Origin of the sequence: Streptomyces sp. LMG1-1-1.1 (genome assembly GCF_040815545.1) — a bacterium.
Lineage (GTDB): Bacteria > Actinomycetota > Actinomycetes > Streptomycetales > Streptomycetaceae > Streptomyces.
Genome location: NZ_JBFPNH010000076.1, coordinates 225740 through 245749, shown reverse-complemented (window position 1 = coordinate 245749; position 20010 = coordinate 225740). Strand labels below are relative to the sequence as shown.

Annotated in this window: 17 protein-coding genes and 2 tRNA genes; 7 read left to right on the top strand and 12 right to left on the bottom strand. The window is 69.9% G+C overall.

Annotated features, from left to right (window positions below):
• Nucleotides 1–108: 108 nt before the first annotated feature.
• Nucleotides 109–2730 (bottom strand): valine--tRNA ligase, encoded by a 2622-nt coding sequence (locus MRBLMG1_RS34610; RefSeq protein WP_367828111.1) that lies wholly within the window; start codon nucleotides 2728–2730, stop codon nucleotides 109–111.
• Nucleotides 2731–2868: 138 nt separating this feature from the next.
• On the opposite strand from MRBLMG1_RS34610, the gene MRBLMG1_RS34605 reads away from it, so the two are divergent.
• Nucleotides 2869–3816, top strand: coding sequence for a hypothetical protein (locus tag MRBLMG1_RS34605; protein WP_367828110.1), 948 nt, complete (start codon nucleotides 2869–2871; stop codon nucleotides 3814–3816).
• Nucleotides 3817–3885: 69 nt separating this feature from the next.
• Here MRBLMG1_RS34605 and clpX read toward each other — a convergent pair whose 3' ends face one another.
• From clpX to MRBLMG1_RS34580, 5 genes are all read right to left on the bottom strand, one after another.
• Nucleotides 3886–5169 carry an ATP-dependent Clp protease ATP-binding subunit ClpX gene (gene clpX, locus MRBLMG1_RS34600; protein ID WP_015033605.1) on the bottom strand — a complete coding sequence of 428 codons (1284 nt, stop codon included), beginning with the start codon at nucleotides 5167–5169 and terminating at the stop codon, nucleotides 3886–3888.
• 156 nt (nucleotides 5170–5325) lie between these two features.
• Nucleotides 5326–5988 carry an ATP-dependent Clp protease proteolytic subunit gene (locus MRBLMG1_RS34595; RefSeq protein ID WP_367828109.1) on the bottom strand — a complete coding sequence of 221 codons (663 nt, stop codon included), beginning with the start codon at nucleotides 5986–5988 and terminating at the stop codon, nucleotides 5326–5328.
• Nucleotides 5989–6049: 61 nt separating this feature from the next.
• Nucleotides 6050–6667: an ATP-dependent Clp protease proteolytic subunit gene (locus MRBLMG1_RS34590; RefSeq protein WP_366305952.1), complete on the bottom strand. Its 618-nt coding sequence runs from the start codon at nucleotides 6665–6667 to the stop codon at nucleotides 6050–6052.
• 243 nt (nucleotides 6668–6910) lie between these two features.
• Entirely contained in the window at nucleotides 6911–8296 is a 1386-nt protein-coding gene (gene tig, locus MRBLMG1_RS34585; RefSeq protein WP_367828108.1) for a trigger factor, read from the bottom strand.
• 171 nt (nucleotides 8297–8467) lie between these two features.
• Nucleotides 8468–8544, bottom strand: a tRNA-Pro gene (locus MRBLMG1_RS34580).
• A 132-nt stretch (nucleotides 8545–8676) separates the two neighbouring features.
• Here MRBLMG1_RS34580 and MRBLMG1_RS34575 point away from each other — a divergent pair.
• Nucleotides 8677–8750 (top strand) — tRNA-Gly (locus tag MRBLMG1_RS34575).
• A gap of 97 nt (nucleotides 8751–8847) precedes the next feature.
• Here the strand turns inward: MRBLMG1_RS34575 and MRBLMG1_RS34570 are convergent.
• Together MRBLMG1_RS34570 and MRBLMG1_RS34565 are read right to left on the bottom strand one after the other, a co-directional pair.
• Nucleotides 8848–9042 carry a hypothetical protein gene (locus tag MRBLMG1_RS34570; protein WP_015033610.1) on the bottom strand — a complete coding sequence of 65 codons (195 nt, stop codon included), beginning with the start codon at nucleotides 9040–9042 and terminating at the stop codon, nucleotides 8848–8850.
• A gap of 158 nt (nucleotides 9043–9200) precedes the next feature.
• Nucleotides 9201–10346, bottom strand: coding sequence for a PP2C family protein-serine/threonine phosphatase (locus MRBLMG1_RS34565; protein ID WP_367828107.1), 1146 nt, complete (start codon nucleotides 10344–10346; stop codon nucleotides 9201–9203).
• Between the two features lie 107 nt (nucleotides 10347–10453).
• On the opposite strand from MRBLMG1_RS34565, the gene MRBLMG1_RS34560 reads away from it, so the two are divergent.
• Nucleotides 10454–11683, top strand: a complete 1230-nt coding sequence (locus tag MRBLMG1_RS34560; RefSeq protein WP_367828106.1) for a GNAT family N-acetyltransferase — start codon at nucleotides 10454–10456, stop codon at nucleotides 11681–11683.
• Nucleotides 11684–11699: 16 nt separating this feature from the next.
• Here MRBLMG1_RS34560 and MRBLMG1_RS34555 read toward each other — a convergent pair whose 3' ends face one another.
• On the bottom strand, nucleotides 11700–12509 hold the full coding sequence (locus tag MRBLMG1_RS34555) for an Fpg/Nei family DNA glycosylase (protein ID WP_367828105.1): 810 nt from the start codon (nucleotides 12507–12509) through the stop codon (nucleotides 11700–11702).
• The gene (locus MRBLMG1_RS34550) at nucleotides 12509–13003 is read right to left on the bottom strand and encodes a ribose-5-phosphate isomerase (RefSeq protein WP_367828104.1); all 495 of its coding nucleotides are present in this window, start codon (nucleotides 13001–13003) and stop codon (nucleotides 12509–12511) included. Before MRBLMG1_RS34550 ends, MRBLMG1_RS34555 begins: the two co-directional genes overlap by 1 nt.
• A 195-nt stretch (nucleotides 13004–13198) precedes the next feature.
• On the opposite strand from MRBLMG1_RS34550, the gene MRBLMG1_RS34545 reads away from it, so the two are divergent.
• Nucleotides 13199–14653 carry an amino acid permease gene (locus MRBLMG1_RS34545; RefSeq protein ID WP_367828103.1) on the top strand — a complete coding sequence of 485 codons (1455 nt, stop codon included), beginning with the start codon at nucleotides 13199–13201 and terminating at the stop codon, nucleotides 14651–14653.
• A gap of 82 nt (nucleotides 14654–14735) precedes the next feature.
• On the opposite strand, the gene MRBLMG1_RS34540 is transcribed toward MRBLMG1_RS34545, so the two are convergent.
• Nucleotides 14736–15329 carry a biotin transporter BioY gene (locus MRBLMG1_RS34540; protein WP_367828102.1) on the bottom strand — a complete coding sequence of 198 codons (594 nt, stop codon included), beginning with the start codon at nucleotides 15327–15329 and terminating at the stop codon, nucleotides 14736–14738.
• A gap of 254 nt (nucleotides 15330–15583) precedes the next feature.
• Here MRBLMG1_RS34540 and MRBLMG1_RS34535 point away from each other — a divergent pair, with 254 nt between their 5' ends.
• The 3 genes from MRBLMG1_RS34535 to MRBLMG1_RS34525 all read left to right on the top strand — a co-directional run bounded on the left by MRBLMG1_RS34535 (nucleotide 15584) and on the right by MRBLMG1_RS34525 (nucleotide 19254).
• Nucleotides 15584–16957, top strand: a complete 1374-nt coding sequence (locus MRBLMG1_RS34535) for an amino acid permease (protein WP_367828101.1) — start codon at nucleotides 15584–15586, stop codon at nucleotides 16955–16957.
• A 114-nt stretch (nucleotides 16958–17071) separates the two neighbouring features.
• Complete coding sequence (locus tag MRBLMG1_RS34530) at nucleotides 17072–18481, top strand: amino acid permease (RefSeq protein ID WP_367828100.1); 1410 nt, start codon at nucleotides 17072–17074, stop codon at nucleotides 18479–18481.
• A gap of 128 nt (nucleotides 18482–18609) precedes the next feature.
• The gene (locus MRBLMG1_RS34525) at nucleotides 18610–19254 is read left to right on the top strand and encodes a superoxide dismutase (RefSeq protein WP_367828099.1); all 645 of its coding nucleotides are present in this window, start codon (nucleotides 18610–18612) and stop codon (nucleotides 19252–19254) included.
• 115 nt (nucleotides 19255–19369) lie between these two features.
• Here MRBLMG1_RS34525 and MRBLMG1_RS34520 read toward each other — a convergent pair whose 3' ends face one another.
• A complete protein-coding gene (locus MRBLMG1_RS34520; protein WP_367828098.1) occupies nucleotides 19370–20005 on the bottom strand; it encodes a DsbA family protein in 636 nt (211 codons plus the stop codon).
• Nucleotides 20006–20010: the final 5 nt, after the last annotated feature.

The window sequence follows — 20010 nt, the reverse complement described above, 5'->3', positions numbered from 1 at the left end:
AGTCCCGCCTGGTGTGAGTTCGGGCACTTCACCCCTATTGGGGCGGTCCGGGCATACGGGAAGGGGCCCGGAACCGTGATCGGTTCCGGGCCCCCTCCGTCGTACGGGTCAGGCCTGCGGCAGGTTCGCCAGCTGGGTCTGGATGCGGGCGATGTCCTCGTCCGCCTTGGCGAGGCGGGTGCGGATCTTGTCGACCACGTTGTCCGGGGCCTTGGCGAGGAAGGCCTCGTTGCCGAGCTTCCCGTTCGCCTGGGCCTTCTCCTTCTCCGCGGCCGCGAGGTCCTTCGCGAGGCGCTTGCGCTCCGCGGCCACGTCGATCGTGCCCGACAGGTCGAGCGCGACCGTGGCACCCGCGACCGGCAGCGACGCGGTGGCGGAGAAGCCCTCGCCCTCCGGCTGGAGGCGCAGCAGCTGGCGGATGGCGGCCTCGTGCGCGGCGAGCGCGGTGCCGCCGAGCTCCAGGCGGGCCGGGACCTTCTGGCCGGGCTGGAGGCCCTGGTCGGCACGGAAGCGGCGGACCTCGGTGACGACCTGCTGGAGGTTCTCGATCTCCGCCTCGGCGGCCGGGTCCCGGAAGCCCGAGTCCTTCGGCCAGTCGGCGATGACGAGGGACTCGCCCCCGGTCAGCGTGGTCCACAGGGCCTCGGTGACGAACGGGACGATCGGGTGCAGCAGCCGCAGCATGACGTCCAGGACCTCGCCGAGGACCCGGCCGGAGACCTTGGCCTGCTCGCCGCCGGCGAAGAACGTCGTCTTCGACAGCTCGACGTACCAGTCGAAGACCTCGTCCCACGCGAAGTGGTACAGCGCGTCGCTGAGCTTCGCGAACTGGTAGTCCTCGTAGTACGCGTCGACCTGGGCCACGGTCGCGTTGAGACGCGACAGGATCCAGCGGTCGGTGGCGGACAGCTGCTCGACCGGGGGCAGTTCGCCCTCGATGGTCGCGCCGTTCATGAGCGCGAAGCGGGTCGCGTTCCAGATCTTGTTGGCGAAGTTGCGGGACGCCTTGACCCAGTCCTCGCCGATCGGGACGTCGACGCCCGGGTTGGCGCCGTTGGCCAGGGTGAAGCGGACGGCGTCGGAGCCGTACTCGTCCATCCAGTCCAGCGGGTTGACCACGTTGCCGAAGGACTTCGACATCTTCTTGCCGTTCTGGTCACGGACCATGCCGTGCAGGGCGATGGTGTGGAACGGCGGGGTGCCGTCCATCGCGTACAGACCGAACATCATCATCCGGGCGACCCAGAAGAAGAGGATGTCGTAGCCGGTGACCAGGACGGAGTTCGGGTAGAACTTCGCCAGGCTCTCCGTCCGCTCGGGCCAACCGAGCGTGGAGAACGGCCACAGGCCGGAGGAGAACCAGGTGTCCAGGACGTCCGTGTCCTGGTGCCAGCCCTCGCCCGTCGGCGGCTGCTCGTCCGGTCCGACGCAGACGACCTCGCCGTTCGGGCCGTACCAGACCGGGATGCGGTGACCCCACCACAGCTGGCGCGAGATGCACCAGTCGTGCAGGTTGTCGACCCAGTCGAAGTAGCGCTTCTCCATCTCCTGCGGATGGATCTTGACCTTGCCGTCGCGGACCGCGTCACCGGCGGCCTTGGCGAGCGGGCCGACCTTGACCCACCACTGCATCGACAGGCGCGGCTCGATGGTGGTCTTGCAGCGCGAGCAGTGGCCGACGGAGTGGACGTACGGACGCTTCTCGGCGACGATCCTGCCCTCGGCGCGCAGCGCGGCGACGATGGCGGAACGCGCCTCCAGGCGGTCAAGGCCCTGGAAGGGGCCGTGGACGGTGATGACCGCGCGCTCGTCCATGACGGCGAGGTTCGGCAGGTTGTGGCGCTGGCCGATCTCGAAGTCGTTCGGGTCGTGCGCCGGGGTCACCTTGACGGCGCCGGTGCCGAACTCGGGGTCGACGTGGGTGTCGGCGACGACCGGGATCGTGCGGTCGGTCAGCGGCAGCTTGATCTGCTTGCCGACCAGGTGCTTGTACCGCTCGTCGTCGGGGTGGACGGCGACGGCCGTGTCACCGAGCATCGTCTCGGCGCGGGTGGTGGCGACGACCAGCGAGTCGTCACCCTCGCCGTAGCGGATGGAGACGAGCTCGCCGTCGTCGTCCTGGTACTCGACCTCGATGTCGGAGATGGCCGTCAGACAGCGCGGGCACCAGTTGATGATGCGCTCGGCGCGGTAGATCAGCTCGTCGTCGTAGAGCTTCTTGAAGATGGTCTGGACGGCCTGGGACAGGCCCTCGTCCATGGTGAAGCGCTCGCGGGACCAGGCGACGCCGTCACCCAGGCGCTTCATCTGTCCGGAGATCTGGCCACCCGACTCGGCCTTCCACTGCCAGACGCGCTCGACGAACGCCTCACGGCCCAGGTCGTGGCGGGACTTGCCCTCCTTGGCGAGCTCGCGCTCGACGACGTTCTGGGTGGCGATGCCGGCGTGGTCCATGCCGGGCTGCCACAGCGTCTCGAAGCCCTGCATGCGCTTGCGGCGGGTGAGGGCGTCGATCAGCGTGTGCTCGAAGGCGTGGCCCAGGTGGAGCGAACCGGTGACGTTCGGCGGCGGGATGACGATCGTGTACGGCGGCTTCTCGCTCTTCGCGTCCGCCTCGAAGTACCCACGCTCTACCCAGCGCTCGTACAGCGGCCCCTCTACCTCGGCCGGCGCGTACTGGGTCGGCAGTTCGGTGGTGGGCGCTGTCTGCTGCTGAGTGTTCTCGGTCACGGGGTCAGTTTAGGGGTGTAGCGGCCGTGTCCTGAAACGCTTTGGTTCGGTAACGGTGTGGGCCCCGCCGCACTGCCACGCCGCGGGTTCCGCCAGGATGTTCGGTAGGCATAAACATCCTGTGAGGGGAACCTGTCGATGAGCTACAACCAGCCGGGCCCGTACGGCGGCCAGCCGCCCCAGCAGCCCGGGCCCCACGGCGGCCAGCCGGGCCCCTACGGCCAGCAGCCCGGCCCGTACGGCCAGCCCCAGGCTCCCCAGCCCGGTTACGGATACCCCCAGCAGGCCCCGCAGGGCGTCCCGCCGCAGCAGCCCTACGGCTACCCGCAGCAGCAGCCCGGCCCCTACGGCCAGCAGCCCCCGTACGGCGCCCCCCAGGGCCCCGGCGGCTACGTGCCGCACCCCCCGGCCGCCAAGAAGTCCAAGGCCGGCTGGGTCATCGGCGCCGTCGCGGTCGTCGCGGCGATCGGCGTGGGCGCGTACTTCCTGCTCGGCGGCGGCGGTTCCTCGGTCGCCGACGACGGCCCGCACAAGCTGATCACGCCGGAGACGGTCCTCGGCGAGTACAAGAAGGCTCCGGACAAGGGGAGCTCCTCCTCCGGGGACGACTCGCTCGACGAAGCCGAGAAGAACGGCGTCAAGAACGCCACGAAGGTCAAGGCCACCTACCAGGTGGAGAACAAGGCCAACCCGCTCGCCAGCAAGATGATCTCCTTCAACGGTCTCTACGGCGAGATCGAGGACCCCGAGAAGGTCGTCGACGCCATCTTCGCCAGCGCCAAGGCCGAAGCCGACAAGGACGCCGGCAAGAGCGACGCGCCCCAGCTGGAAGGCAGCCCCCAGGCGTACGAGCCGGACGGCCTCGACGGCGCGATCCTCAAGTGCCAGCAGGCCAAGGGGAAGGCCGACCCGGCCACCAGCATGCCCGCGTTCACCGTCACGATGTGCGTGTGGGCCGACCACAGCACCGTGGGCTTCGTCGTCCCGGTCGACATGTCCGCCATGATGACCGGCAAGGGCGCCACCGGCGAGGAGGCCGCCGCCGTCACCGCCAAGCTCCGCAAGGAGGTCCGCGTCAAGTCCTGACGGGCTGACCGGACATGAGTGAGGGGGTCCCGCCTTCCGGCGGGACCCCCTCACTCGTCTGCTGCCGGTTCAGGCCGACTTCTCGTGCCTGCCGTCGTTCTTCACGATCCGCGGGACCAGCGTCGGGTTGACGTTGTTGCGGACGACGTCGGCCGTGATGACGACTCGGGCGACGTCCTTGCGGGACGGGACCTCGTACATGACCGACTGGAGGACTTCCTCCATGATGGCGCGCAGGCCGCGCGCGCCGGTGCCGCGGAGGATCGCCTGGTCGGCGATGGCTTCCAGGGCGGGGCGGTCGAAGTCCAGCTCCACGCCGTCGAGTTCGAAGAGGCGCTGGTACTGCTTGACCAGGGCGTTGCGCGGCTCGACGAGGATCTGGAGGAGCGCCTCGCGGTCCAGGTTGTGGACCGAGGTGAGGACGGGGAGGCGGCCGATGAACTCCGGGATCATCCCGAACTTCACCAGGTCCTCCGGCATGACCTCCTGGAACTGGTCGCTCGCCTCGATCTCGCGCTTGGAGCGGATGGTCGCCCCGAAGCCGATGCCCTTGGCGCCCGCCCGCGACTCGATGATCTTCTCGAGGCCGGCGAAGGCGCCGCCCACGATGAAGAGCACGTTCGTCGTGTCGATCTGGATGAACTCCTGGTGCGGGTGCTTCCGTCCGCCCTGCGGCGGTACGGAGGCCGTGGTGCCCTCCAGGATCTTCAGCAGGGCCTGCTGCACGCCCTCGCCGGAGACGTCACGCGTGATCGACGGGTTTTCGCTCTTACGGGCGACCTTGTCGATCTCGTCGATGTAGATGATCCCGGTCTCGGCCTTCTTGACGTCGTAGTCGGCCGCCTGGATCAGCTTGAGCAGGATGTTCTCGACGTCCTCGCCGACGTAGCCGGCCTCCGTCAGCGCCGTCGCGTCGGCGATGGCGAACGGGACGTTGAGCATCCGGGCCAGGGTCTGCGCGAGCAGCGTCTTCCCGGAGCCCGTGGGGCCGAGCAGCAGAATGTTGGACTTCGCCAGTTCGATGGCGTCGTCCCGGCCCTGCGCGCCGCCGTTCTCGCCGGCCTGGACGCGCTTGTAGTGGTTGTACACCGCGACCGAGAGGGCCTTCTTCGCGGGCTCCTGCCCGACGACGTACCCCTCGAGGAACTCGTAGATCTCGCGGGGCTTGGGGAGTTCCTCCCAGCGCACCTCGCTCGTCTCCGCGAGTTCTTCCTCGATGATCTCGTTGCAGAGGTCGATGCACTCGTCGCAGATGTACACACCGGGTCCCGCGATGAGCTTCTTCACCTGCTTCTGGCTCTTTCCGCAGAACGAGCACTTGAGCAGGTCGCCGCCATCACCGATGCGTGCCACGAGGTGCTTCCCCTTCGCCTGGGAGCGCTTGGTTCAGCGGCTCCTGGTGCCTCATATTCGACGGTACCTTGCCGGGCCCCTCGTTCGGGCCCCCCTTGGCACGGTTCACATGGTCGCGATTCGGCCACAGGGACCGTGCCAGGGGAAGGTCGGGCGTCAGCGCTCGGCGGAGGCCGTGCTCTTACGGGTCGAGACGATCTGGTCGACCAGGCCGTACGCGAGGGCGTCCTCGGCGGTCAGGATCTTGTCGCGCTCGATGTCGTCGCGGATCTTCTCGATCGGCGTCGAGGAGTGCTTGGCCAGCATCTCCTCCAGCTGGCTGCGCATCCGCAGGATCTCGCGGGCCGCGATCTCCAGGTCGGAGAGCTGCTCACGGCCGGTGCCGCCGGAGGGCTGGTGGATCAGCACGCGGGCGTTCGGCAGGGCCATCCGCTTGCCGGGCGTACCGGCGGCGAGCAGCACGGCCGCGGCGGAGGCCGCCTGGCCCATGCAGACCGTCTGGATGTCCGGCTTCACGAACTGCATCGTGTCGTAGATGGCCGTCAGCGCGGTGAAGGAGCCGCCGGGGCTGTTGATGTAGATCGAGATGTCGCGGTCCGGGTCCATCGACTCCAGGCACAGCAGCTGCGCCATGACGTCGTTGGCGGAGGCGTCGTCGATCTGCACGCCGAGGAAGATCACGCGCTCCTCGAAGAGCTTCGCGTACGGGTCGTACTCGCGGATGCCCTGTGAGGTGCGCTCGACGAAGCGGGGCACGACGTAGCGGTTGTCCATCGGCGCGCCGGTGTAGAGGCCGCTCGCGGAGAGGTTGTTGTGCATCGGGGTGTTCACCGTCCTGGTGGCGTTCGGCGGGGGGCTGGGGCTCTTCGGCGGCCGGCGCTCAGGCGCCGGTGCCGCCGCCGCCCGGAACACCCGCGGCGTGCGTGATGATGTCGTCGATGAGGCCGTACTCCTTGGCCTCCTCCGCGGTGAACCAGCGGTCGCGGTCGCCGTCGCGGATGATCGCCTCGACGGTCTGGCCGGAGTGCTGCGCGGTGATCTCGGCCATGCGCTTCTTCGTGCGAAGGAGGTACTCGGCCTGGATCTTGATGTCGGAGGCCGTGCCACCGATGCCGGCGGAGCCCTGGTGCATCAGGATGTCGGTGTTCGGCAGCGCGAAGCGCTTGCCGGGGGCGCCGGCGGTGAGCAGGAACTGGCCCATGGAGGCCGCCATGCCCATACCGATGGTGACGACGTCGTTCGGGATGAACTGCATGGTGTCGTAGACGGCCATGCCGGCCGTCACCGAGCCGCCGGGGCTGTTGATGTACAGGAAGATGTCCTTCTCCGGCTCGGCGGCCAGGAGGAGCATCTGGGCGGTGATCTTGTTGGCGATCTCGTCGTCGACCTGCTGGCCGAGGAAGACGATGCGCTCGCCGAGGAGCCGGTTGTAGACATGGTCGCCGAGGCCGCCACCGATGGACGGCTCACCCGCGGCGTAAGGCTTCAGATTCGTCACGTATCCACCTGCTCGTCTCCGACGGCCCAGGCCGTCTCAGCGTCTCGTTCAGAGGGCACTGCCCTCGTATTCATGGACCCTAACGCGCAGGTAGGACAACGCCATCCCGGTTCCCGAACTGTTCGCTGGGAGCGCAAGGTAGTTGGGGACGCATAACAGGGTCCTGGTACGTCCACGGGCCCGGACGCACTGCTGTGCGTCCGGGCCCGTGGGACGGGGTTCCGCGCCGGGGCGCGGAGCCGCTTACTTGTCCTCGGAGACCTCGGCCTCGCCGGTGACGGCCTCGACGGCCTCGGCGGCGGTCTCGAGCTCGTCCTCGTCGTCCGAGAGGTCCACGGCCTCGCCGTTGGTGTCGACGACCTTGGCGGCCTCGACGACGACCGCGAGGGCCTTGCCGCGGGCGACCTCGCCGACGAGCATCGGCACCTGGCCGCCCTGGGCCACGGCCTGGGCGAACTGGTCGGGGCTCATGCCGGAGGAGGCGGCACGGCGGAACAGGTGCTCGGTGAGCTCCTCGCGGGAGACGTCGAGCTTCTCCTTGTTGACGAGCTCATCGAGGATGAACTGCGTCTTGATGCCCTTCTCGGCCTGCTCCTTGGTCTCGGCCAGGAACTCTTCCTCGGTCTTGCCCTGGAGTTCCAGGTACTTCGCGAGGTCGATGCCCATCTGGCCGAGCTGGTGGTGCTCCAGGTTGTGCTTGCGGGTGTTGATCTCGTCCTCGAGAAGCTTCTCGGGCATCGGGACCTCGACCAGCTTGAGGAGCTCGTCGAGGACGCGCTCCTGGGCCTGGGTGGCCTGGTCGAACTGCTTCATGTTCTCGAGGCGCTTGCGGCTGTCGGCCTTGAGCTCGTCGAGGGTGTCGAACTCCGACGCCAGCTGCGCGAACTCGTCGTCCAGCTCGGGGAGCTCACGGGCGGCGACGGTGGTGACCTTGACGGTGACCTCCGCGTCCTTGCCCTCGGCGGAGCCGCCCTTCAGCTGCGAGGTGAAGGTGGCCTCGCCACCGGCCTCCAGGCCCTTGACGGCCTCGTCGATGCCGTCGAGGAGCTCGCCGGAACCGATGGTGTACGAGACGTCGCTGGCGACGCCGTCGGGCAGCACCTCGCCGTCGACCTTGGCCTCCAGGTCGATGGTGACGACGTCGCCGTCCTGCGCGGCACGCTCGACCGGGGAGGTCGACGCGAAGCGCTCGCGGAGCTGCTCCACGGACTTCTCGACGTCCTCGTCGGTGACCTCGACCGCGTCGACGGTGACCTCGATGCCGGAGTAGTCCGGGATCTCGATCGTCGGGCGGATGTCGACCTCGGCGGTGAAGGCCAGCAGCTCGCCGTCCTTCAGCTCGGTGATGTCGACCTCGGGCTGGCCCAGCGGGTTGACCTCGGCCTCGTTGACGGCCTCGGTGTAGAACTTCGGGAGCGCGTCGTTGACGGCCTCCTCCAGCACGGCGCCGCGGCCGAACCGCTGGTCGATCACGCGAGCCGGGATCTTGCCCTTACGGAAGCCCTTGACCGTGACCTGCTGGTTGATCTTCTTGTACGCCGCGTCGAGGCTGTCCTTGAGCTCCTCGAAGGGCACCTCGACAGTGAGCCGAACCCGGGTCGGGTTCAGGGTCTCCACGGCGCTCTTCACGGTTCGGTCTCCTTGTGGCTGATTCCTGGAATCCGCCGATACCGCGTGTAGCGGCTCCGGCGGCTCGGCCCGGTCAGAAAGACACACGGGCACGCAGCTTGCATAGTAACCGCAAGCGGTCTGACGCCCACAACGTGATCAAGAACGTGCGAGGTGGGCGCGCGGTCGTCATGGTCGGGGTGGCGGGATTTGAACCCACGGCCTTCCGCTCCCAAAGCGGACGCGCTACCAAGCTGCGCCACACCCCGTCGGTGCGACACGTAGGGTACATGGACGGGGACTGTGCGGCGCCCCTTGTTTTCGGGGTGTGCGAAGAAGGTCCTCGACCGGCTACCATGCTCCTCGTGCCGCGGTCCTCGTGACCTGCGGCGCGACGCTGTGCGGGTGTAGCTCAATGGTAGAGCACTAGTCTTCCAAACTAGCTACGCGGGTTCGATTCCCGTCACCCGCTCCACGCAGGTCAGGGCCGGTCCGGAGAAGCTTCTCCGGACCGGCCCTGACGCGTTTCCCGGCCGCCGGCCCCCCGCCCGGTCGGCGGGGGCCGCGGCGGTTCAGAACTTGATGGACGCGACCGTCTGCGTTATCGAGTCCAGGAAGCGCTGGATGTCGTCGGCCATGCCGGTGGAGGCGAGGAAGAAGCCGAAGAGGACGGCGACGACGGCCGGACCGCCCTTGAGGTTCCCCCCGCGGATCAGCACCACCAGGATGATTGCCAAAAGCAACACCACAGACAGTGAAATGGCCACAACTGATCACACCCTCGGTCGGTCCCACGTTGCCCACCAGGGAGCCCGTGTCCCGGAACACCCCCCGCTGCCTCCATCGTGCCACCAACCCCCCTGCCCTCGCTGCCGGGTGACGAATCGTCGTGGAGAAGATCACTTCGCCCGGCGGGAGTTGTCGATCAGGCGGGGCGGGAGAGCAGGAGGAGGGCGCGGTCGTCGTTGACGTCCTTGGCGACGGCTTCGATGAGGTCCCAGGCGACGCCCTCGAAACCGCCGGCGACACAGCGGTCGGCTTCTCCGGTGAGCCGGTCGATGCCCTCGGCGATGTCCCGGTCGGCGGCCTCGACGAGGCCGTCGGTGAAGAGCATGAGGACGTCGCCGGGGCGCAGCGATCCCTTGACGGGGTGGAACTCGGCGCCGTCGTAGACGCCGAGGAGCGGGCCGTCGGCCGCCTTCTCCTCCCAGCGGCCGCTGCCCGCGTGGAGCTGGAGGGCGGGCAGGTGGCCGGCGGAGTAGAGCTCGTAGTCGCCGGACTCCAGGTCGAGGACGAGGTGGATCGAGGTGGCGAAGCCCTCGTCCCAGTTCTGGCGGAGCAGGTAGCCGTTGGCCGCGGGGAGGAAGCCGTGCGGCGGGAGGGAGCCGAGGAGGCCGCCGAAGGCGCCGGAGAGCAGCAGGGAGCGGGAGGCCGCGTCCATGCCCTTGCCGGAGACGTCGGTGAGGACGACCTCCAGGGTCCGGCCGCCGTGGGTGCGGGCGGCGACGACGAAGTCGCCGGAGAAGGACTGGCCGCCGGCCGGGCGCAGCGCCATCTCGCGGTGCCAGCCTCTCGGGAGGCGGGGCAGGGCGCTCTGGACGCGGATGCGTTCGCGCAGGTCGAAGAGCATGGTGCCGCCGCGCCGCCAGGGCACGCCGACCCGGGCCCGGAACTGGGCGATGAGCAGTCCGAAGAGGCCGCAGGCGGCGACGACGAGGACCGTGCCGGGGGTGACCCTGGCGGGGCCCTGGGTGTACGGCCCGAGGACGACGGACTCGACGATGAGGGCGCCGGCGGCGGTCGCGTAGAGACCGAGCAGGCTGGCGGGGCGCAGCAGCAGCCCGCCGGCCACGATCGGCAGGACGAGCGCGGACGGCGCGCACCAGACGGGATTGACGATCGTTCCGCAGGCGATGGCCGGAATCATCAGGAGGAGTCCGGCGAAGGCGAGCCAGTCGGAGCCGTCCCCGCGGAAGTAGTCGACGCCGGACTTGCGCAGCGCGACGCGGGCCCGGCGGGCGCGCCTGCGCATCCGGGCCGCGTACCCGTTCACTCCGGCGCGGTGTCCCATTGGCCTGGACCCTATCCACACGGTCCGGCATCGCGCAGGGGTACCCCGGTGACAATGCGCGTGAAATCGGGTCGCCCCGGGCGCCGGCCCGCTGATATCGATGGCATATGACGACGGAACTCCGGGTTCTCGACCCGAACGACTGGGACCGCTGGTTCGGGGTGCTGGACCTCGCGTTCGGGGGGTTGCACGAGCCGCCGGACGCGCGGGCGCTGTGGCGGGACCTCACGGAGTGCGAGCGGTCGCTCGGCGCCTGGGACGGGGACCTGTGCGTGGGGACGGCGGGCGCGTTCTCGTTCCGTCTCACGGTGCCGGGCGGGGCGCTCGTGCCGGCCGCCGGGGTGACGATGGTGAGCGTGGCGGGCACGCACCGGCGGCGCGGGATCCTCTCCTCGATGATGCGGCGGCAGCTCGACGACGTGCGGGCGGCGGGTGAGCCGCTGGCCGTGCTGACGGCCTCCGAGCCGGTGATCTACGGGCGGTTCGGTTACGGCGCCGCGACGTGGACCGAGCACGCGGTGATCGACACGAACCGGGTGCGGCTCGCGGTGCCGGACGGCACGGACGGGGTGGGGCTGCGGCAGGCGGACCTGGTGGAGTCCGCGGCGGTGTGCGAGGAGGTGTACGCCCGGCTGGTGCCGCTGCGGCCGGGGATGGTGGCCCGGGGTCCCGGCTGGGAGCGGCTGCCGCTGCTCGACCCGGAGTCGGAGCGCGGGGGGTCCTCGCCGCGGTTGTGCGTGCTGGCGGAGCGGGGCGGGGAGGTCGTGGGCTTCACGCACTACGCGATCAGGCCGAACTGGTCGTTCGCGGGGGCGGACGGTGCCGTGGTGGTGCAGCAGGTGCTGGCGCTCGACCCGGTGGCGGAGGCGGCGCTGTGGCGGTTCCTGTGCTCGGTGGACCTGACGTCGCAGGTGCGGATCCGGAGCAGTCCCGTGGACGGCGCCTGGCGGCATCTGGTGTCGGACGCGCGGCGGTGCGAGGCGACCTCGCGGGAGGGTCTGTTCCTGCGGATCGTGGAGGTGGGCGCGGCGCTGGAGGCGCGGACGTACCAGGCGCCGGTGGACGTGGTGTTCGAGGTGGAGGACGCGTTCTGCCCGTGGAACGCGGGGCGTTGGCGGCTGACGGGGGACGGGAAGGGCGCGGTGTGCGTCCGGACGTCCGATCCCGCGGAGCTGGCGCTGTCCGTACGGGAGTTGGGCGCGGCGTATCTGGGCGGGACGTCGCTGGTGGCGCTGGCGGGGGCGGGGCGGGTGCGGGAGCTTCGGGAGGGGGCGCTGGTCGAGGCGTCCGTCGCGTTCGGGTCGCCGGTCGCGCCGTGGCTGCCGCACGGGTTCTAGGGCCTGTCGGGCGGGGTCAGCGCTGTTGGCAGGTGGGGCACCAGAAGAGGTTGCGGGCGGCGAGGTCGGCGGTGCGGATCTCGCTGTGGCAGACGTGGCAGGGCTGGTGCGTGCGGCGGTAGACGTAGACCTCGCCGCCGTGGTCGTCGACGCGGGGCGGGCGGCCCATGGCCTCGGGGGTGTGTTCGGGGCGGACGGTGTCGATGCGGTTGAGGCGGACGCCCTCGCGCATCAGCGCGGCGAGGTCGGTCCAGATCGCGTCCCACTCCCCCGGCGTGAGGTCCTTGCCGGCGCGGTAGGGGTCGATGCCGTGCCGGAAGAGGACTTCGGCGCGGTAGACGTTGCCGACGCCGGCGATGACCTTCTGGTCCATGAGGAGGGCGGCGATGGTCGTCCGGGACGTGGAGACGCGGCGCCAGGCCTTCGCCGGGTCGTCGGCCTCGCGGAGGGGGTCCGGGCCGAGCCGGTCGTGTATCGCCTGCTTCTCGCCGTCCGTGATCAGCGCGCAGGTGGTGGGGCCGCGCAGGTCGACGTACCCCTCGGGGTCGGCGAGCCGCAGCCGGACGGTGTCCGTGGGCGGCGGGGCCGGGGCGTCGCCGAAGGCGACCTTGCCGAAGAGGCCGAGGTGGATGTGGATCCACTCCCCTTCCCCGAAGCCGAGGAAGAGGTGCTTGCCGTGGGCCTCGGTGGTCTCCAGGACGGATCCGTCGAGCAGGGCCGCCGAGTCGGCGAACTTGCCCTGGGGGCTGGAGACGCGCACGGGCCGGCCGCCGAACCGCTCGCGGTGGTCGGCGGCCAGCCGGTGGATGGTGTGCCCTTCGGGCATCAGGCGGTCGGCTCCTGCGGGTGGTGCGCCGGGATCGGGGGGAGCTCGCCGGTGTTTTCGTACGCGGTGAGCATGTCGATGCGGCGGGTGTGACGCTCGTCACCGGAGTACGGGGTGTTCAGGAAGATCTCGACGAACTTGGTCGCCTCTTCCCGGGTGTGCATCCGGCCGCCGACGGAGATCACGTTGGCGTTGTTGTGCTCGCGGCCGAGGGCGGCGGTCTGCTCGCTCCAGGCGAGGGCGGCGCGCACCCCCTTCACCTTGTTCGCGGCGATCTGCTCGCCGTTGCCGGAGCCGCCGATGACGATGCCCAGGCCGTCCGGGTCCGCGGCCGTCTTCTCGGCGGCACGCAGGCAGAACGGCGGATAGTCGTCGAGGGCGTCGTAGATGTGGGGGCCGCAGTCGACGGCCTCGTGGCCGTGTGCGGTGAGCCACTCGACGAGGTGGTTCTTCAGCTCGAAGCCGGCGTGGTCGGAACCGATGTAGACGCGCATGACGCCGAGTGTGGCACGTCAGGGGCCGGGTAGCAGGCAGCGGGGTCGGGACCTTCACCCGGCCTGGTACGGACCTTCGACTCTCGCGAGGTCGCCGTACAACGATCCGGAATGAGGGCTTCCGATCATCCCTGTTCACGGGGTTCAATGCTGGGGCTCGCGACCCGAGCGCCCCCCACACACGAGGAAGCGTTGATGAACACGCAACCGACCCTGACGAAGGACGGCCAGGAGACCGGCACCACCGGAACTCCGCAGTCCTCCGACGGCCTCAAGGCCGGACTCAAGAACCGCCACCTGTCGATGATCGCGATCGGCGGCGTCATCGGCGCCGGCCTCTTCGTCGGCTCCGGTTCCGGCATCGCCGCGGCCGGCCCCGCGATCCTCCTCTCGTACGCACTCGTCGGCGCCATGGTCGTCTTCGTGATGCGGATGCTCGGCGAGATGGCCGCCGCCCGGCCGTCCTCCGGCTCCTTCTCCGCCTACGCGGACCGCGCCCTGGGCCGCTGGGCCGGATTCAGCATCGGCTGGCTCTACTGGTTCTTCTGGGTCGTCGTCCTCGCCGTCGAGGCGACCGCGGGTGCCAAGATCCTGGAGAGCTGGGTCCCGTCCGTGCCGCAGTGGGGCTGGGCGCTCATCGTGATGGTGGTGCTGACCGCGACCAACCTCGGCTCGGTCGCCTCGTACGGCGAGTTCGAGTTCTGGTTCGCCGGCATCAAGGTCGTCGCCATCGGCGCCTTCGTCGTCATCGGCATGCTCGCCGTCTTCGGCGTGCTCCCCGGCTCGGACAACCCGGGCGCGGGATTCGCGCACCTCACCGACAGCGGGGGCTTCTTCCCGATGGGTGCGGGGGCGGTCCTCACCGGTGTGCTGATGGTCGTCTTCTCGTTCATGGGCAGTGAGATCGTCACGCTGGCCGCCGGCGAGTCCGAGGACCCGCAGAAGGCGGTCACGAAGGCCACCAACAGCGTGATCTGGCGGATCGGCGTCTTCTACCTGGGCTCGATCTTCGTCGTCCTGACGCTGCTGCCGTGGAACGACAAGTCGATCGTCGACAAGGGCTCGTACGTCGCCGCCCTCGACTCCATCGGCATCGCGCACGCCGGCCAGATCATGAACGTGATCGTCCTGACGGCCGTCCTGTCCTGCCTGAACTCGGGCCTCTACACGGCCTCCCGCATGGCGTTCTCGCTCGGCCGGCGCGGCGACGCGCCGAAGGCCTTCGCGAAGACCAACGCGCGGGGCGTGCCGACGGCGGCGATCCTCGGCTCCGTCGTCTTCGGCTTCGTCGCGGTCTTCTTCAACTACAAGTGGCCGGACACCGTCTTCGCCTTCCTGCTGAACTCCTCCGGCGCGGTCGCGCTCTTCGTGTGGCTGGTCATCTGCGTGACCCAGCTGCGGATGCGCGGCATCATCCTGCGCGAGTCCCCGGAGAAGCTCGTGGTGCGGATGTGGCTGTTCCCGTACCTGACGTGGGCGACGATCGTCATGATCGTCGGCGTCCTCGGCTACATGGTGTACGACGGCGGCAGCAACCGCGACCAGGTCGTACTCTCCCTGCTCGTCGCCGCGCTCGTCATCGCGATCTCGCTGGTGCGCCAGCGCTTCGGCAAGGCCGACCGGCCCGCGGAGCTCTCCGAGCACGTGTGACCGCGTAGGTCCGCACGGACCGCACGCGAGAGGGCCCGCCGTTCCCCGGGGAACGGCGGGCCCTCTCGCGTGCGTGCGGGGCTCAGCCCTTGCGGCCGACGAGCTTCCAGGCGGCCGGGAGGGCGCCCATGGCGAGGGCGGCCTTGAGGGCGTCGCCGATGAGGAAGGGGGTGAGGCCGGCGGCGACGGCCTGGCCGAGCGTCATGCCGGTGGCGAGGGCCAGGTAGGGCACGCCGACGGCGTAGATGATCGCGGAGCCGAGGACCATGGCGCCGGCGGTGCGGAGCACCGAGCGGTCGGCGCCGCGGCGGGCGAGGGCGCCGACGACGGTCGAGGCGAGGAGCATGCCGAGGATGTAGCCGAAGGACGGCATGCCGTAGCCCGAGGTGGCCTGCGCGAACCACGGCACGCCCGCCATGCCGGCCACCGCGTACAGCGCGAGGGCGAGGAAGCCGCGGCGGGCGCCGAGCGCGGTGCCGACGAGCAGGGCGGCGAAGGTCTGGCCCGAGACGGGGACCGGGGAGCCGGGGACCGGGACCGAGAGCTGCGCGGCGAGACCGGTGAGGGCGGCGCCGCCGACGACCAGCGCGATGTCGCGGGTGCGGCTCGACGGGATCAGGTCGGCGAGGACGGTGCCCGCACGGAGGGTACGGGCGGGGGCGGCGGCGGTGCTCATCGGTACTCCGCGAGGGTGAGGGTGGGAGGGACAGGTTGACGGTATGCCAGGAGTGAACGCCCGATCACCGTCAGCCGCCCACAAAGCGGCGGTCGAGCGCTTCGTGGAGATCGAACAAACCCCGTCGATCATGCGGCGCGCCACGTGACGCTTGTCACTAGGGACTCGTGCGGCGAGGTCCCTTTTGCGCCAGAGGGTGTCCGCTGGAGAGACTGTGGAGTCTCCATAAACCGTCAGAGAGCACGAGCCCCCGCATGCACGACTCCCTCGCCCCCGAACCGGAGCCCCTCTCCCACGGTCTGAAGCAGCGTCACCTGACGATGCTGGGGCTCGGCGGGGTGATCGGCGCGGGGCTCTTCGTCGGCTCGGGCGCGGGCATCGCCGTCGCCGGACCCGGCATCGTGGTCTCGTATCTGATCGCCGGCGCGCTGGCGATGCTGGTCATGCGGATGCTGGGCGAGATGTCGGCGGCGATGCCCGCGTCGGGGGCCTTCTCGGTGCACGCCGAGCGGGCGCTCGGCCGGTGGGCCGGCTTCTCGGTGGGCTGGCTGTACTGGTTCCTGCTCGTGGTGGTCCTCGCCGTGGAGGCGACGGGCGCGGCGCGGATCGCGAACGGCTGGGCGCCGGAGGTCCCGCAGTGGGGCTGGGTGCTGGTCTTCATGGTCGTGTTCACCGTCGCCAACCTGGCGGCGGTGAAGAACTTCGGCGAGTTCGAGTTCTGGTTCGCGGCGCTGAAGGTCGGCGCGATCGTCCTCTTCCTGGTCCTGGGCGTGCTGGCGATCGTCGGCTGGCTGCCCGACACCGATCCGGTGGGCATGGCCAACCTGACCGGGCAGGGCGGGTTCCTGCCGAACGGCTGGTCCGGGGTGGTCTCCGGGGTGCTCGCGGTCGTGTTCGCCTTCGGCGGCCTGGAGGTCGTCACGATCGCGGCGGCCGAGTCGGACGACCCGGCGCGGAACGTGGCGCGGGCGGTGCGCAGCGCGGTCTGGCGGATCCTCCTCTTCTACGTGGGCTCGATGCTGGTCATCGTGACCCTGCTGCCGTGGACGTCGATGAAGCCCGGCGAGTCGCCGTACGTGGCGGTCCTGGACGCGATCGGGGTGCCCGCCGCGGGCCAGATCATGAACGTGGTGGTGTTCGTGGCGCTGCTCTCGGCGCTGAACGCGAACCTGTACGGGTCGTCCCGGATGGTGTTCTCGCTCGCGGAGCGCGGGGAGGCACCGAAGGGGCTGCTGAGGACCTCGGGCGGAGGCGTGCCGCGCCGGGCGGTGCTCGCCTCGGTGGCCTTCGGCTTCGTCTCCGTCCTGCTCAATCTGAAGTGGCCGGATTCCGTCTTCCTGTACATGCTGAACGCGGTCGGCGCGGTGCTGCTGTTCGTCTGGGCGCTGATCGCGGTCTCGCAGCTGCGGCTGCGGCGCCGGATCGAGCGCGAGGCTCCGGAGACGCTGACGCTGCGGATGTGGGGCTTCCCCTGGCTGACGTGGGTGGCGCTGGCCGCGATGGCGGCGGTGCTCGTCCTGATGCTGTACGACGACGGGGCGCGGCCGCAGGTGCTGTGGTCGTCGGCGGCGACCGGTGCGGTGCTGCTGGTGGCGTGGGTGCGGGAGCTGCGCACGAAGCGGGCATGATCCTTCACTTTGTGTGAAGGTCGTGCCCGTATAGCGGACACATGTTCCCTCTGAACGGCGTGCCCGCCCAGACTGTGGGCTGCTCCCGTCTCAGCTAGTGAACAGGGCTCGCCCATGTCTCGGACCACCGCGCCCGCGCCGGCCGACCGCAAGGACGGCGCGACCGCACCCGCCGAGGGCCTCTCGCACGGCCTCAAGCAGCGCCACCTCTCGATGATCGCCCTCGGCGGCGTCATCGGCGCCGGACTCTTCGTCGGGTCCGGCGCCGGCATCGCCGCCGCCGGCCCGTCGATCGTGATCGCCTACGCCATCTCGGGCGTCCTCGTGATGCTCGTGATGCGGATGCTCGGCGAGATGTCGGCGGCGAACCCGGCCTCCGGCTCCTTCTCCGTGCACGCCGAGCGGGCCTTCGGGTCCTGGGCGGGCTTCACCTCGGGCTGGGCCTTCTGGTTCCTGCTCTGCGTCGCCGTCGGCCTGGAGGGCATCGGCGCCGCGAAGATCATGACGGGCTGGTTCCCCGGCAGCCCCGAGTGGGCCTGGGTCGCGCTCTTCATGGTGGTCTTCTGCGCCACCAACCTGGCGGCGGTGAAGAACTTCGGCGAGTTCGAGTTCTGGTTCGCCGCGCTGAAGGTCGGCGCGATCGTCCTCTTCCTCGGCATCGGCGTCCTCGCCATCGTCGGCGTCCTGCCCGGCACGGACGCTCCCGGCACCGCGAACCTCACCGGTGACGGCGGCTTCTTCCCGCACGGCTCCGAGGGCCTGATCGTGGGTCTGCTCGCCTCGGTCTTCGCGTACGGCGGCCTGGAGACGGTCACCATCGCGGCCGCCGAGTCCGAGCACCCGGTGCAGGGCGTCGCCAAGGCCGTCCGTACGGCGATGTGGCGGATCGCGCTCTTCTACATCGGCTCGATGGCGGTCATCGTGACCCTCGTCCCGTGGGGCGACAAGGCGGTCGTCGAGAAGGGCCCGTACGTCGCCACCCTCGACCACCTGGGCATCTCCGGGGCCGGCCAGATCATGAACGTGGTCGTGCTGGTCGCCCTGCTGTCGGCGATGAACGCCAACGTCTACGGCGCCTCCCGCATGGCCGGCTCGCTCGTCGCGCGCGGCCAGGGCCCGAAGGCGCTGGGCCGGCTCTACGGCGGCGTGCCCCGCCCGGCCGTGCTCGTCTCCTCGGTCTTCGGCTTCGGCTGCGTGCTGCTCAGCTACTGGCGGCCGGACGACATCTTCATCTGGCTGCTCAACACGATCGGCGCGATCATCCTGGTCGTCTGGTTCTTCATCGCCGCCTCGCAGCTGGTGCTGCGCCGCCGGACCGAGCGCGAGGCGCCCGAGAAGCTGGTCGTGCGCATGTGGGCCTTCCCGGTCCTGACCTGGGTGGCGCTGGCCGGAATGGCGGCGATCTTCTTCCTGATGGCCCGCGAGGAGGGCACCCGCGTGCAGTTGTACTGGACGGGCGGGCTGACGCTGCTGCTGGCCGCCGTCGGCTTCGTGCGGCAGAAGGCGGCGGGCCGGGCTTCCTGACCCCTCCCCCGTACGGCGACCCCCGGACCACCACTCGGTCCGGGGGTCTCTTCATGCTCCGGTAGATCAACTACTGTTAGCCTGCACTTGCACATGACTTGCAATAAGCAGGCGAAGGGGCCGGGCACATGGCGATCTACACACTTCCCGAGCTGCCGTACGACTACGCGGCGCTGGAGCCGGTGATCAGTCCGCAGATCATCGAGCTGCACCACGACAAGCACCACGCCGCCTACGTCAAGGGTGCGAACGACACGCTGGAGCAGCTGGCGGAGGCGCGCGACAAGGACCAGTGGGGCGCGGTCAACGGCCTGGAGAAGAGCCTCGCGTTCCACCTCTCCGGCCACATCCTGCACTCCATCTACTGGAACAACATGAGCAGCCCGAAGGACGGAGGCGGCGGCGAGCCGCTGGCCGCCGACGGCGTCGGCGACCTCGCGGACGCGATCACCGAGTCCTTCGGCTCCTTCGCCGGGTTCAAGGCCCAGCTGACCAAGGCCGCCGCGACCACCCAGGGCTCCGGCTGGGGCGTCCTCGCCTACGAGCCGATCAGCGGCCGGCTCATCGTCGAGCAGGTCTACGACCACCAGGGCAACGTCGGCCAGGGCTCGGTCCCGATCCTGGTCTTCGACGCCTGGGAGCACGCCTTCTACCTCCAGTACAAGAACCAGAAGGTCGACTTCATCGAGGCCATGTGGCAGGTCGTCGACTGGCAGGACGTCAGCAGGCGCCACCGCGCCGCCAAGGCCTCCGTACCGCTGATCTCCTTCTGACCCCCGACTCCTGCTCGTGATCGTCTTCTCCACCTTCACCGGGCAGGCGGATGAAGGAAGAACCCCCGCGATGACCTGAATCGCGGGGGTTCTTCCCTGTCCGGAGGGCGGAGGACTACTCGAAGCTGGGCGCCGCCGTCCGGGTGCGCTTGATCTCGTAGAAGCCCGGGGTCGACGCCACGAGCAGGGTGCCGTCCCAGAGGCGGGCGGCCGCGTCGCCGCGCGGGGTCGGGGTGACGACGGGACCGAAGAAGGCGACCTCGTCGCCCGTCGGGCCCGGTACGGCGATGACGGGGGTGCCGACGTCCTGGCCGACCTTGCCGATGCCCTCCTCGTGGGAGGCGCGCAGCTCGGTGTCGTACGTGTCCTTGTCGGCGTACTCCACCAGGTCCTCGGGGAGGCCGACGTCCGCGAGGGCGGCGGCGATGGCCTCGCGGGTCGGGCCCTCGCCGTTGTTGTGGAAGCGGGTGCCGAGCGCCGTGTAGAGCTTGCCGACGACCTCGTCGCCGTGCAGCTGCTGGGCGGCTATGACGACGCGGACCGGGCCCCAGGCCTGGGTCTCCAGCATCTCCCGGTACTTCGGCGGGACCTCGTCGAGCCGGTTCTCGTTGAGGACGGCCAGGCTCATGACCTTCCAGCGCACGTCGACCGGGCGGACCTGCTCCACCTCCAGCATCCAGCGGGACGTCATCCAGGCCCACGGGCACAGCGGGTCGAAGTAGAAGTCGGCGGTGGTCCTGCTCTCGGACATGTCAC